Origin of the sequence: Flavobacterium agri, from assembly GCF_013401995.1 — a bacterium.
Lineage (GTDB): Bacteria > Bacteroidota > Bacteroidia > Flavobacteriales > Flavobacteriaceae > Flavobacterium > Flavobacterium agri.
The window spans coordinates 279,590-295,708 of record NZ_JACBJI010000005.1; the positions used below are offsets into that span (position 1 = coordinate 279,590).

3 protein-coding genes are annotated in these 16,119 nt (G+C 50.5%); all 3 read left to right on the forward strand.

The features are described from left to right. Window positions 1-186 precede the first annotated feature (186 nt). The 3 genes from HZF10_RS13290 (at window position 187) to HZF10_RS13300 (ending at window position 16,106) form a co-directional block, all read left to right on the forward strand. Window positions 187-4,551, forward strand: coding sequence for a beta strand repeat-containing protein (locus HZF10_RS13290; RefSeq protein WP_176006704.1), 4,365 nt, complete (start codon window positions 187-189; stop codon window positions 4,549-4,551). 173 nt (window positions 4,552-4,724) lie between these two features. Beyond that, on the forward strand, window positions 4,725-11,669 hold the full coding sequence (locus tag HZF10_RS13295; protein WP_176006705.1) for a beta strand repeat-containing protein: 6,945 nt from the start codon (window positions 4,725-4,727) through the stop codon (window positions 11,667-11,669). A gap of 225 nt (window positions 11,670-11,894) precedes the next feature. Further along, complete coding sequence (locus tag HZF10_RS13300; RefSeq protein WP_176006706.1) at window positions 11,895-16,106, forward strand: beta strand repeat-containing protein; 4,212 nt, start codon at window positions 11,895-11,897, stop codon at window positions 16,104-16,106. Window positions 16,107-16,119 lie beyond the last annotated feature (13 nt).

Consider the following 16,119-nt stretch of genomic DNA (forward strand, 5'->3'; position numbering starts at 1 on the left):
TGTGTTGTTTTTTTTTGAAAAAGGCCTTCCGGAAACGGAAGGTTTTTTTATTCAGTTAAGCATATTTTAATGATAATGATATGTTTAATGTGTCAGAATTGAGTATTTTTACCTGCTATGCCGATTTTGATCCCTGCCATGTTTTACATTGTCGGCGATAGCATCCAAACTAAAAATTAACCTAAGATGAAACAAAAACTACGATTTAATTTAGCGGAAATCAGAAGTATTGCCACATTGCTCGTTTTGATTGCGCTGCTTTGTACCACTTCGGGCAACGCACAGCTTACTTTAGGGACCTCGCCTTATACGCAGGATTTTAATACCGGGTCACTTCAGACTGGTTGGACCGTGCGAACAGGTGCTACTGCAACCGCATTAGGTTCCGTTGCAACACCAATAACGACATCAACAGGAACGGCAACCACATTGTCTTGGGGTGACAGTGCCGCAAGTTTCAGGTTTGCGGCTTCTGCAAAAGCTCCTTTGACAGCAGCTAGCAGTACAGCTAGCCAACAATCGTCTACCGATCGTTCTTTATCGGTAAGGACGACTGCAGCATTAGGGGATCCTGGGGCTTCGTTTAACTTGCAGCTTGCCAATACCACCGGAAAAGCAAATTTTTCAATGACTTTTTCTGCCCAATTGCAAAGTGTACAAGGAAGAACCACGACTTATGCGGTCCAATATGGTTTGGGTTCGGCACCTGCTTCTTATACGACGATTACCACTTTTACCGATTTGGGAATTAATGGCGGAGCTTGGGGAACACAACAAGTGACGGCCAATTTCAATAATGCTTTAGATAATCAATCGGGTACGGTATGGATCCGAATAGTTACCTTGGCGGCGGCGACCGGTAGTGGCAGCCGTTGTACTTTCGGTATAGACGACGTGAGCTTGACTTTTGGAGCTACACAACCGACGCCGACCACAACTTCGATTTCGCCTTCGTCTGCAGCAGCAGGAGATCCTGGTTTTACGATTACCGTCAACGGAACGAACTTTGTCTCTGGATTGTCGACCGTGACATGGAATGGTTCTGCACGTACTACGACATTCGGTAGCGCCACACAACTTACCGCTACAATCAACGCTTCGGATATCGCTTCCATAGGTTCTGCCAATGTAGGAGTGACCACTACAGGCGCGGCCGCAGCTTCAAATACGCAAACATTTACCATAAACGCTCCGGCTACTCCTAGTCTGGGAGTTTCAGGTACTACCGCACATGGCGCTTCATGCCCGACGGTCGCGGCAACCCCAATACAATATACCATCACCAATACAGGGTTGGCAACGGCGAACGGAATCTCGGTAGTGTCGGACAATCCGGAATTCGTCGTAAGTGGACTTTCTGCTACGACAATAGCAGGCTCAGGTGGGACGGCAACGTATTTCGTAACGTTCACACCAGCTTCTGCAGGAGCCAAAACGGCTACCGTTACCGTGTCCAGTTCGACTTCGGGAAGTAATTCGCCAACGTCGTCGTTGACGGGAACAGGTACGACTCCGGTTGCAGCAGTAGTGACGTCATCCGCTGCGACGGCTATCAACAACACGATTGCGACGCTTAACGGAAACTTGGGAACGCTTGGTGTTTGTCCGGCCACTACAGAAAAAGGTTTCGTGTATTCGCAAACATCGGTAAACGCCGATCCTTTAAACGCAGGTACGGGCGTGACCAAAACTTCGGTTAGCGGTTTGTCTACAGGAAACTTCAACCTTCCGTTGTCCAGTTTGCCGACTGCTACCTCATATTCGTACAAAGCGTATGTTTTCGACGGTACGAACTATACTTACGGAACAGTTCAAACGTTCAGTACGCTCGCAGCTGCCAACCATTTGGCACTCGTGTCGGTTCCTGCTGCTGGAAACGTGGGTGTGGCACTTTCGACTTTTACGGTCGAGGCCAGACGTCCCGACAATAGCCTCGATACGAATTATACAGGATCGGTAACGATAAGCAAGGCTTCGGGGCCAGGAGGTTTGGGCGGTACTTTGACAATATCTGCAACCTCTGGCGTAGCATCTTTCTCTACGGCGACTTTTGATTCGGCCGGAACGTATACGATTACTGCGGCGAGCGGATCGTTAACTTCCATCACCAGTGGTAATATCGTAGTCACGCTTGCGCCTATAACCGTTGCGGCTTGGAATTTCTTCGGGCAATCTTCGCCGACTACTTTTGCGGCTACTACGTTCGATACGCATCTTGACGCCACTTCGAACTTGAATTTGGTAACGCGTGGGCCTGGCGCTGCGGTAAGTTCCGGAGGAAACTCATTCAGGACTGTCGGATTCCAAAACGACGGGATCAGTACATCCAATACCGATTACTTCCAAACGACTTTGAAGACGAATGCCGGATATTCCCTTTCGCTTTCGTCACTTACAGCAGTTTATGTAGGAACGACTACGTTCTTCAATTCACCGGGCGTTACCTCGCAATATGCCTATAGTTTGGACGGTACGAACTTTACACTCATCGGATCGCCTGTACAAACTACGTCTCTTACGCCACCGGCTATTGATTTGACGGGTGTTGCGGCACTTCAACAAGTTGCTCCGGGAACTACGGTTTATATCCGTTACTATGCCAGCGGACAAACGAATACGGGCGGTTGGGGCTTCAGTTCGCCTACAAGCGCGAATGGTTTGGCTTTTAGCGGCAACGTATTGTGTATGCAACCGACCGCGTTCAATGTTACCGGTGGCGGAAGCACATGTAACCCTGCAGGGCTTCCTGTCGGATTGTCAAACTCACAAACAAACGTCAACTACCAACTTAAGCGCGACGGGAACAACGTAGGTTCTGCAGTTGCCGGAACAGGTGCCGCTCTCTCTTTCGGAAACCAAACCGTTGCGGGTACTTATACTGTCGAGGCGACCAATAATTTGGGCGGATGTAATACGACCGTTGCGATGTCCGGAAATGCCGTGCTTACTTTCACGACGGCTACCACTTGGACAGGAACTGTCGATTCAGATTGGAGCAATGCAGGAAACTGGTCTTGCGGTGTCGTACCGACGGCGTCAAGCGATGTGCTTATCTCGTCTGGTTCGCCTCAAATCACGGCCAATTCTTTCGCCAATACGCTGACGATCCAATCGGGAGCGTTGCTTACCGTGCTTTCGGGACGCGACCTGACCGTTACGGGTGCGATTACGACTACTGGCGGAAACTTTACCATAGAGAATAACGCCAACCTGATTCAGGTGAATAATGTCGCTAATGCAGGACTTGCGAAGGTAAAACGCAACAGCTCGGCTTTGATGCGTCAGGATTATACGCTTTGGGCTTCTCCGGTATCGGGCCAGAACCTATTGCCGTTCTCTCCACAAACGCTTACCAATCGTTTTTACACATACAATACGGATACAAACCAATACAACACGGTTGCCGATCCTAATACAACTGGATTCGCTGCCGGAACAGGATATTTGATTCGTATGCCGAACAATCATCCTACCACGCCAACGGTGTGGGCTGGAGAATTCAACGGGACATTGCGCAATGGCGACGTTCCGGTAACACTGACCAATTCTGGGGCAGGACTTCGTTTCAATCTGATTGGTAACCCATACGCTTCACCGATCAGCATGCAAACTTTCGTGACCGATAACGCTTCGAACATCACCGGAACGCTTTACTTCTGGAGAAAGACGAACAATGCCGCAAGCCCGAGTTATTGCACTTGGTCTTCTGCTCTCGGATTCGTGAGCAACGGGGAAGCACAGGTAGTCGATCCGCAAGGAATCATCCGCACTGGCCAAGGTTTCCTTGTCGAGGCTTCGGCTGCGGGAACACAGGTCACTTTCAACAACGCACAACGTTCTGGCGACAACGCCAATCAGTTCTTCCGTTCGGCAAACGAGGTCGAAGTACATCGCGTATGGCTTAACGCTACGAATGCATCAGGGGCATTTTCGCAAACGCTTGTGGGTTATGTGACCGATGCGACGCTTGCCGATGATGCACAGATTGACGGGAAGTTCTTCAACGACGGAGATATAGCGTTCTATTCATTGATCGGAACAGATAAATTCGCGATCCAGGGGCGTCCGCTTCCATTCGTCAATACCGATGTCGTGCCGATGGGCTTCAAGGCTGCAAATGCGGGTACCTATTCGATTGCGATCGATCATGTGGACGGATTGTTCAGCGATGGACAGAACGTGTATCTAAGAGACAATTCGACGAATATCGTGCACGATTTGAATTCGGGAGTTTATAGCTTTGCTGCCGAAGCCGGAACGTTCAACGACAGGTTCGAGGTAATCTATCAGAATGCATTGGGCGTAAACAATCCGGGATTGTCCGACAATGCCGTAATTGTGTATAAACAAGATGGACAATTCGTGATCAATAGCGGAAATGTTACCATGTCGGGCATCAAGGTTTACGATGCGTTGGGCAAATTGATCAAGGAAGTCAACAACGTCAATGCGAGCGAAACCCGCATTTCGACGGTTGATGCGCATCAGATGTTGATTTTCAAGATACAAGACACAGACGGTCATGAAGCCGTCAAAAAGGTGATGAATTGATAGTAAAATAATTCTCATAGAAGAGAGCCCTTTCGTTACTGAAAGGGCTTTTTTTTGTTAAAAATTCGTAAATAATGAAAGTTTAACGAAATCCTCGATGAACAGCAACATAAGCCGCTTAACTTTGCATTTTGCGAATATTCCCAAATCTTCGCTTATTTAAACCTACTGTTATGAAAGGAAAACTACCCTTACTGCGTTGGGTCTGTTTCGCATTGCTGTTTGCCGGAGCATCCGCATTTGCCCAGACGACCGTGTTCAACGACGATTTCACTACTTCTACAGGAACCACTTATACCGCCGCGGCAGGCCCGATAGGTACGAGTCCGGTTTGGAATTTCAGCCGTAGCGGAGCTGACTTCGGAGCGCGGATAAACGGTGGGAATCTCACATTGACGAATGATGCGAGTGGAGCTTACAACAATTATGGATGGGGTTTGGCATCAGCAAACAATTCGAGTTTCGCGTCGCCTTACATCAACGTTTTGGCTTCGAATTCGGGTACGATTTCCTGGTCGTTCAACATGCGCCAGAACCGTTCCAATCCGGGAGGTTTTAATACAACGACTTATGGTTCAGCGTTTATTCTTGCCGGAACGTCGGGGACGACCAATTTGGCAGGAACAGGTTATGCGGTGATTTTAGGGAATTCCGGGACAACGGATCCGGTTCGTTTCGTGCGCTATAATTCCGGTTTACGAAATTACACCACGTTGCTTTCTTCGAGCACGAGCGGATTGACCGATTTCGGTTCGCAATATCTGAGTATCCGCGTCACGTATACGCCAAGTACGAATACCTGGCAGCTTTTTGTGAGAAACGATGGTACTGCGGCTTTCCAAGATCCGCTTTCGGGTACGCTTACCTCACAAGGAACGGTCGTCAACAATACCTATACAGCTACCGCTTTGCCCATACTCGGGGCGTATTGGAACGGCGGCATCAGCTCTTCGCAAACAGCCCTATTCGATAACATACGCGTTTCCGTTACAGTTCCGGTTCTTGCTTCGCTTTCGCCCTCTTCAAGAGTGGCGGGAACTGGCGCTTTCACACTAACGGTGACCGGAGCCAATTTCGTAAGCGGAACCAGTGTCGTACGATGGAACGGCAGCAACCGCACCACCACTTTCGTCTCGTCTACACAATTGACGGCGGCCATAACCGCGGCCGATGTTGCCAGTTCGGGTACGGCATCGATTACGGTCGCCAACGGCAATGGTATCTCGAACGCGCTTACCTTTACGATCGATCCAGCGGGCGTTCCGGCCATTTCGGTCTCGACGACTTCACTTTCGGGATTCACGACCGTTACCGGAACGGCATCGACGGCCCAAACTTATACCGTGAGCGGCGCTAACCTTACCGCCGATGTCGGGGTAGCCGCACCTGCAAATTTTGAGGTTTCTACAAACGGAACGACTTATTTCAATTCTATAACCCTCACGCGCACCGGAAACGTTTTGGTCGGGCAGCCCGTGACGGTTTACGTGCGATTGAAAGCCAGCGCACCGGCAGGCATTTATTCAGGGAATATCGATCATACGACAACCGGAGGAGCGACCAAACAGCTTGCCGTATCTGGCGTTGTGCAAGCCGCCCAACCGACAACACAAACTACGGGAGTTACGTTTACCAATGTAACCTCTTCGTCTTTTACAGTGAATTGGACCAACGGAAACGGTGCCAACCGAATGGTACTCATACGTTCAGGCTCAGCCGTGAATTCGGCTCCTGTGGATGGGGTTTCCTATACAGCGCAAAACACTTTCGGAGGCGGATCTGAAATCGGGATGGGTAACTATGTGATGTATCTCGGAAGTGGTTCTTCGGCAACCGTGAATTCGCTTTCGCCAGCCACTACTTACCACGTGGCCGTTTATGAATACAATGGTTCAGGCGGAACAGAAAATTATCTTACGACGACTCCGGCAACGGGTAACAGGACTACCTTGAACGCTCCAGTCGGATGGCAGATTTATACGGCCAATACGGTCAATACGATCAACTTTGATTCGACCGTCGACGGTGTGAATCTCGATGATTTCGAAGGAGACGGTCTCGCACCGACGCCAAGCACGGGCGCATTGAATTCCAACGCTTGGGCAATTGCAGGTTTCAGCGACGGAAGCGTGGCCTTTGGCGGTACTTCTGCCGAGGATTCCGATTTCGACAGCGGCGTATCCACAGGCGGTGCGACAGATGGCGGATTGTATGCATTCGAAACGCCGGCAGGAACACGTGCGCTGGGAATACAATCGTCTACCGATGATTTCGTTCCGGGAACGGTGACATTGCGATTCCAGAACCAAACGGGTGCCGCGATCACATCTTTGAACCTTGCTTATAAAGTATACGTCTATAACGATCAGGCTTCTTCTTCAAGCTTTAATTTCAGCTATTCGGCAGACAACAGCACCTATACTGCGGTAGCCGGGTTGAACGTCACCTCTCCGACGACAGCCGAAGCGTCTCCGGATTGGAAGGCACATTACCGCGTCGTAACGCTTACAGGGCTTAATATCCCAAACAATACGTATTACTATCTGAGATGGACCGGCGCGACGGTTTCAGGTTCGGGCAGCTTTGATGAATTCGCTTTGGACGATATTACGGCGATCGCCAATCCTACATCGGTATTCGCGCCATTTGCGGGAACTGCCAATACTTTGGTCGTGCAAGGGAATGCAACCTTGTCATCCGACTTGACCGTTACAGGGAATACTACGATAAATGCCGGCAAGCTCGACATCAATTCAAGAACTCTTACACTAAACGGAACGGTCACCAACAACGTCATCGGCGGGCTTAAAGGAAACGGTACGGGCAACATAACGGTAAGCGGAGCAGTAAGCCCTTTCCTGAGTTTTGACCAGACTACTGTAGGAACGACCAATGCTTTCGCGAATATCACGGTGGCGACCAGCGGAACGAATATCGTAACGACGTCCAATCCGGTGGTCATAAACGGGCAATTGTCGGTATCAAGCGGGCAGACCTTCAGTCTCGGGACAACGGCTTTGACAGGTACGCTTTCTTCGATCAACAACAACGGTACGATTACCACACAAAATACGACTTCACTTCCGTTGCCAGCGGGTAAAACCTGGGGCGGTACGGGATATGTACACTATAATGCCGCCTCGTCGGGACAAACCATCGTTCCGGGAACGTATGCGAATTTGCGTTCGAGCTCTACGGGCGGTGCGGTTGCGGGCGGTGATTTGACCGTAAACGGCATATTGAATCTGCCGAGCGCCAACCCATCGACCACCACAGGTAGTTTGAGCATGGGAAGTTTCGTGTTGACGATGGGCGGAAGCGCTTCGAACACCGGAGCGGGAGACGTTACGGGTGTGGTCACGCGCAACAGCATCACATCGAACGTGTTGTATACGTTCGGACACGAGAACACCTCTATCATCTTTCCTCCAGTCGGTACGTTGCCGACTTCGATGAGTCTCAAGATTGCGATAGGCGCAGCTCCGAGTTGGAGAACCGGAGCTATCAACCGTACTTACGATTTCATTCAAACAGGCGGTTCGGGAACAAAAGCGATCATCAAGGCGCGTTATCTCGATTCTGAACTTAACGGCAATAATGAATCAAAACTTGTGGACTGGGCGTATATCGTCTCTTCGAACACGACGCTCGAGCAAGGCCGCTCGAATTACAGCACGAGCGATAATTTTGTTGAATTGACCAACGTCAACGTAGGCTTGTACTTTACGGGAACTTTCAACCAAGTGTTGCTTACATTAGACGAATCCGAAGCCAACGTCTTGACCTGGAACGGTTCGGTAAGCAATTCATGGACTACGGCCGCGAACTGGACGCCGAATGCGACGCCATCCGACAATACATCGGTCATCATCCCGAATGCAACGACTACTCCAAACGATCCGCTGTTGAATCCGGCTGTGCTTTTGGGTTCGCTCAATATCGAAACTGGCGGAATCCTGATCGCGCCCGACAATTCGCAGTTTACAATAAACAACGGGGCCGGAGCATGGATCAACAACGGAACCTATACGCCAGGAGCGGGAACAAGCCGCGTGATTTTCACGAATCTCGACGCGACGATCGCGGGAACGACAGACTTCAATAACGTGACGATCAATGCGGGTGCGGGCTTGCGTCCGATAACGAACAACATCATGCGTATTTCGGGTGAATTACTGAGAAACGGTAACTTGCTTACGGGAGCCATCAACAATACGGTAGAGTACAACGGAACTAACCAAACGATTGCTTCCCCTAATGGCAGTATTCCAGCCTACAACAACCTGATCATAAACGGTACAGGTGCAACTTTCCCGGCGACATTGGGAGTAACGGCCAACCTCACGCTGAACCAGCCGGTAAATGCGACGGGCACAACGGTCTCCATGATCGGCACGGATACGCAGAACATAGGCGGTACGTCTGCTGCGACTTTCGATAATTTGACGATCAATAAGACGGCGGGCGAAGTGAATTTGCTGACATCGGCTTCGGTTACGGGAACATTGACGCTTTCTTCCGGGAATCTTGTCATCGGAACGAACAACCTTACTTTGGGTACAAATGCCGTTGCCGGAAGCTTTTCCTCGACGAGCATGATCGTAGCCGATTCAACAGGCGAAGTACGTCGCACCACGACCGCCACCGGAAGTTATACTTTCCCGATCGGAGACAAGACAGGCGTTGCCGAATACACGCCAATCACCGTAAACGTTACGGCCGGATCTTTCGCCAGTGCGTATGTAGGCGTTTCGGTTACCGATGCCAAACATCCGAACAATTTCAGCCTCGGTACGTATTTGACGCGATATTGGAAGGTGAACCAGTCGGGGATTACGGGCGCATCGGCTACGATCACCGCGAATTACACCACTGCGGATATCGTCGGTACGGAAGGCGATATCGCTGCGGCCCAACTCAGAGGAACTTTTAACCAGACGAGCAATCCTTGGACGAAATTCTCTGCCGCGTCCGCCAATACGATTACGGCAACAGCAGCGACGCTTACTTCGGGGCAAACGTCTGCTTTTACAGGACTTAAAGCGTCAAACCCTATCGTCGACATTACCGGTTACGGCTCTTTCTGCCAAAATGATACGGTTACCTTGATGGCAGAGGTCACGGGAGGCGACCCTACGTATACGTATTCATGGTCTAACGGACTTGGCTCACAAGCAACCGCCACGCCGCCAACGGCTTCTGTAGGTACGGTTACCTATACGGTTACCGTGCGCGACAGGAACGGTATACTCACCACAGACACGGCCGATGTTACGGTCGTACAGAGTTCTCAAGGAGGAACGGTCACGCCGAACCAAGCAGTGTGTTTCGGAACAACTCCGGGCAATTTGACGCTTTCGGGCAACGTCGGTAATGTGGTGCATTGGCAAAAGTCGACCGATGCGGGCTTTACGTCACCAATCAACATCGCCAATACGACCACGGTTTTGACGGGTGCCGAAATCGGGCCTTTGACCGCAACGACCTATTTCAGGGCGCTGGTCCAAAACGGAACCTGTGTCGAGACGAATTCGTCTACAGGCATCATACAGGTAAAATCAAGTACTTGGAACGGTACGGCCTGGAGCGACGGTGTGCCGGACAGCACGACCACGGCCGTGATTACGGGCAACTTTACCGCTACTGCAGATTTGACGGCTTGCACACTCACGGTTTCGAACAACGCAGTTGTAAATATTCCAAGTGGTTTCGACGTAAACCTCACCGGAGCTTTGACCGTGAGCAGCGGCAGCTTCACGCTCGAGAACAACGCGAACCTGATTCAGATCGATGACGTGGACAACACCGGAAACATTATCGTGAAAAGGAACAGTTCGGCTATTATGAGACAGGATTATACGTTGTGGTCTTCGCCGGTCGCTTCGCAGAACTTGTTGAGCTTCTCGCCTCAAACGCTCACGAACCGTTTCTATACCTACAATACGTCGACCAATCAATATAATACGATAGCCGCTCCGGGAACGACTAATTTCAGCATCGGTCAAGGCTATCTGATCCGTGTGGCGAACAACCACCCGACGACGCCTACGATTTGGGCCGGTCAATTCCAGGGCGTGCCTAACAACGGTGATTTCAATGTCACGCTGAACAATTTGGGCGCGGGACAACGTTTCAATGCCATCGGAAACCCATATCCGTCACCAATCAGCATGCAGGAATTCGTGGCCGATAACGCGGCGAACATCACCGGTACGCTTTACTTCTGGAGAAAGACCAACAACGCGGCCAGCCCGAGTTATTGTTCATGGACTTCGGGAGGCGGATTCGTTGACAACGGTGAGGCCGAAGTGTACGATCCGAACGGTATCCTGAGAACCGGACAAGGCTTTATCGTCGAGGCTTCGGCCAGCGGAACTTCGGTCAACTTCAACAACGGCCAACGTTCGGGCGACAATGCGAACCAATTCTTCCGATCGGCTTCCGAAATCGAACGCCACAGGATTTGGCTCAATGCGACCAACGCGACGGGAGCTTTCTCTCAAACGCTCGTCGGATACATTACCGATGCGACGCTTGGAAACGATGCGGGAATAGACGGTAAGTTCTTCAACGACGGCGCTATCGAGTTCTATTCGGTCGTCGATGCTGAAAAGTTCGTCATCCAGGGACGCCCGCTTCCTTTCACAAGTACAGACGTCGTGCCTATGGGCTTCAAGGTTACGGCCGCCGGGAATTATTCGATCGCTTTGGATCATGTAGACGGATTGTTTGCACAAGGTCAGGATATTTTCCTAAGGGATAACCTTACGGGAACCGTCCATGACTTGAACAGCGGTGCTTATGGTTTCGCTTCCGAAATCGGAACTTTCGAGACGCGTTTCGAAGTAGTGTACCAAAATGCACTCGGTAATCACAATCCGGAAGTAACAGGAGTGAATGTCGTGGCGTATAAAGACAACCAGCAATTGGTGGTGAACAGTTCGAACGCGACCATGAAGAACATCCGTATTTATGATGTGGCCGGAAGATTCCTTCTTGAGAAGAAAGACATCGATGCTTCCGAAGTTCGCCTGAATCCTTCGTTGGCGAATCAGATGTTGTTGCTGCACGTCGAACTTGAAGACCGCGACACTGTGATTAAAAAGATTAGTTTTTGAGATAATAATGCGCTATTCTGAAAAGCCCTTCCGACGTGGAAGGGCTTTTTTTGTTGATAATCCTTACAAATATTTGATTTATCGGATATAATTGCCGTTTAACGGGAATATAGTTTGTTTCAGAATCGGGAAATATAGTTTTGCGCGCGAAAGCAAAACCTAACCCTGAACATCATGCTGAGAAAACTACGGTCTTTTCATTTTTTTATTTTTGCAATTGCCTTTATGTTAGTGTCTTATGCTGGTTTCGGCCAAGCTGCAAGTGCTACATGGGCAGGAACTTCTAACCTGAACGCTTCCATTTCGGGCAGTAATATCGCGGCAACGGCGGTAACTGCTTCAGGAGCAACGGGAATCAATTCTTCGACGAACGGCGTCACGTCGTCTAACTGGACGACGAACAACAACATGCAGTCGGGCTATTACTATCAGTATCAGGTAACTCCGACTACAGGCAACACCTTTACCTTTACCGGAATCAGTGTCGCGCACAGCGTCGCCGCCGGGACAAGTTGGGGTGGTGCGGTTTATTATTCGACCAACGGTTTTACGTCGAGCACGCAAATCGGCAGCGGTTTCGCCCCTGCTACGACCGAAGCGACTTTCGCGCAAAGCGGATTGTCGGTCGTGGTGACCGCGGGAACGACGCTTACCATCCGACTATACGCTTGGGATGCGCCGACTACGAATCGCGTGTTCCGCGCGAAGAACATGGTCATCTCGGGAACGACTTGCGGAACACTGACTTTCGGCACGCAGCCGACTGGAGAAACCCTTTGTGCAGGCGGAACGATTTCATTGACGTCTTCGGCGGCCAATGCGGTTTCCTACCAATGGAAAAAAGACAACGTGAACATCTCGGGAGCGACTTCGGCCACGTATTCAAAGTCGAATGCGACAACGGCCGATTCGGGATCGTATACGGTTGTAGCGACCAATGCCTGTACGAGCGTAACCTCGAGCGCCGCGACGGTGACGGTAAATCCAGCCCCGACATCGGTTACGGCAAATGCAAGCGCGACGACGGTTTGTGCGGGAACTTCGGTAAACCTTACTTCATCGGCCACTTCGAATTCGCCTTCGGGCGCGATAACGGTGCTCAGCGAGAACTTCAACGGTGCGACCAATACGTTTACGGCCACGAACAATACGACGGGCGGAACGAACAATGCGGGTGCTGCCTGGACATTGCGACCGGAAGGCTATTCGTATTCTACATCGACCACGGTTACGTTCAGCAGCAACGACAACAGCCAGTTCTATTTGACCAATTCCGATCCGCCGGGTGAAGGCGCTACGACTTCGACGACTTTGCAATCTCCGTCTTTCAGCACAGTCGGGCTTTCGGCGGCCAATTTGTCGTTCTATCATTATTACAGAAGATACGACGGAAACGAGTCGGGCAAGGTAGAAGTTTCCACGAACGGAACTTCATGGACGACTTTGGCAACTTATACGACCAACCAAGGCGCATCGGGAACTTTTGCGAACGTGAGCATTTCTTTGGCGTCTTACCTCAATCAGGCGACGGTTTACATCCGATTCAAATACGATGCGACTTTCGATTACTATTGGGCGATCGACAACGTGTCGGTTACAGGTACGGGCGTTCCTGCCCCGACGTACTCATGGACGTCGTCTCCTGCCGGATTCACATCGAATCTGCAGAATCCGACCGTGACGCCGACCCAAAATACGACGTACACCGTTACGGTTTCGAACAGCTACGGATGTTCGGCTTCGGCTTCTACGGCTTTGGTGACGGTGAACCCGACATCGGTCGGAGGAAACGTTGCCGGAAGCACTGCGGTTTGTGCGCCTACAAACAGCGGAACTTTGACGCTTTCGGGACATATAGGAAACGTCATCCGATGGGAATCTTCGGCAAACAACTTTGCGACTGCGGGAACGACTATCAACAATACGACCACGACGCTTAACTATTCCAACTTGACCGCGACTACTTATTATCGCGCGGTTGTGCAGAGCGGCGTTTGCGCTACGGCGAATTCGGCTGTTGCGACCGTTACGGTAAATCCTGCTTCGGTAGGAGGAAGCGTTGCCGGAAGCGCTACGGTTTGTGCGCCGACCAATAGCGGAACGTTGACTTTGTCCGGCCACGTCGGAACTGTCATCGGATGGGAATCGTCTACGAACAATTTCACGACTGCGGGAACCCCGATTTCGAATACGACGACATCACTCAATTACAGCAACCTTTCGGTAACGACTTATTATCGTGCGATCGTGCAAAGCGCAAGTTGTGCTTCTGCCAATTCGGCTGTGGCGACAATTACCGTAAATCCAGCTTCGGTTGGAGGAACGGTTTCGGGAACTACAACCTTGTGCGGAACGACGAACAGCGGAACTTTGACGCTTTCGGCAAATGTCGGAAACGTGATCGGATGGGAATCTTCTACGAACAACTTCGCGACTGCGGGAACGCCGATTGCGAATACTACGACATCACTCAATTACAATAACCTTTCGGTAACGACGTATTATCGTGCGATCGTACAAAGCGGAAGTTGCGCTTCGGCTTATTCGTCTGTAGCAACGGTTACCGTCGCACCTGTGAACGTAGCCGGAACTTTGTCCGGAGATGCGACATATTGCTCGCATACCAATTCAGGAATGCTCAATTTGAACGGTTACACGGGAACGACTTTCGCTTGGGAATATTCGCTTGACAATTTCGCGACTGCGGGAATTCCGATCGTGAACAATACATCGTCTTTGAATTATTCGAACCTCAATGCGACTACTTATTATAGAGTGTTGATCGGAAATGGTGTTTGTGCGGGAGCGTATTGCAATGTCATTGCGATCACCGTCAATTCGAATTCTACGTGGACGGGCGCGGTGAGCAGCCAATGGCACAATGCGGCCAACTGGTCGTGTGGTGAAGTGCCGCAATCGTATACCGATGTGTTGATTCCTTCGACAGCCAATCAACCGATTATCACGGCAGATGCTTTCGCCAAAACCGTGACGTTGCAATCGGGTACTTTGCTCACGCTTTTGAGCGGAAATGATTTTACGGTTACCGGCGCGATAACTTCTTCGGGCAACTTCACGATAGAGAACAATGCGAACCTGATCCAAATCGACAACGTCGCCAACACCGGGACTTCGAAAGTGAAACGCAACAGTGCCGCTTTGATGCGTCAGGATTATACGTTGTGGTCGTCGCCGGTTTCGGGACAGAATCTTTTGCCGTTCTCGCCTCAAACGCTCACGAACCGTTTCTATACGTATAACTCGATTACGAACCTTTTCAATACGATCGCGAATCCGAATACGACCGAATTCGCGACTGGTTCGGGTTACATGATCCGAATGCCGAACAATCATCCGACGACACCGACCGTTTGGAATGGAGAATTCAACGGAACGCTTCGCAATGGAAATATCGACGTGACACTTTCGAACAACGGAGCAGGGCAGAGGTTCAACCTGGTCGGAAATCCGTATCCGTCGGCTATCGATATGGAAACTTTCGTGAACGACAACGCGGCGAATATCACGGGAGCGCTTTACTTCTGGAGAAAGACCAACAATCCGATAAGCCCGAGTTATTGTTCGTGGACTTCGGGAGGTGGTTTCGTAACGAACAATGAGGCTCAGGTAGCCGATCCCGATGGGGCGATCCGTACAGGTCAAGGTTTCATCGTTGAGGCTTCGGCGGCAGGAACGCAAGTCGTTTTCAACAACGGGCAACGTTCGGGCGACAATTCGAACCATTTCTTCCGTTCGGCCAACGAAATCGAACGCAACCGTATCTGGTTGAACGCAACGAATACGACGGGAGCTTTCAGCCAAACTTTGGTCGGATATATTACAGGTTCCACTTTAGATAATGATTCAGGAATCGACGGAAGATTCATGAACGACGGAGAGGTTTCGTTCTACTCTTTGATCGCGGAAGATCGATTCGTGATCCAAGGACGTCCGTTGCCGTTCGTCGATACGGATGTCGTACCGATGGGCTTCAAGGCTACGAACGCCGGAAGTTATTCGATCGCGATCGACCATGTCGACGGGTTGTTTGCGCAAGGACAGGATATTTTCGTTCGCGATAATTTGACCGGAACCGTGCACGATTTGAATTCGGGCGCGTATGCTTTCGCATCGGAAGCCGGAACATTCAACGGGCGTTTCGAATTGTTGTATCAGAACGCGCTTTCTACGCATGATCCGATCTTCGATGAAAATTCCGTAATCGTATACAAGCAGTCCGAAAGTTTCGTCATCAATAGCGGTAACATGAATATGGCATCCGTTAAGGTATACGACGTTTTGGGTAAATTGGTCAAAGCGATCAACGACATCAACTCGTCTGAAATATCGTTCACGGTGAATGGCGCTAACCAGATGTTGGTTTTCAGGATTTATTCGGATCAGGGCGAACAGGTCGTCAAAAAGGTGATGAACTAGTTTTTACCTTAAT

Bases quoted from the DNA above. Each gene is read 5' to 3' on its own strand.
- HZF10_RS13290 (WP_176006704.1), top strand. From the start codon at position 187: ATGAAACAAAAACTACGATTTAATTTAGCGGAAATCAGAAGTATTGCC.
- HZF10_RS13295 (WP_176006705.1), top strand. From the start codon at position 4,725: ATGAAAGGAAAACTACCCTTACTGCGTTGGGTCTGTTTCGCATTGCTG.
- HZF10_RS13300 (WP_176006706.1), top strand. From the start codon at position 11,895: ATGTTAGTGTCTTATGCTGGTTTCGGCCAAGCTGCAAGTGCTACATGG.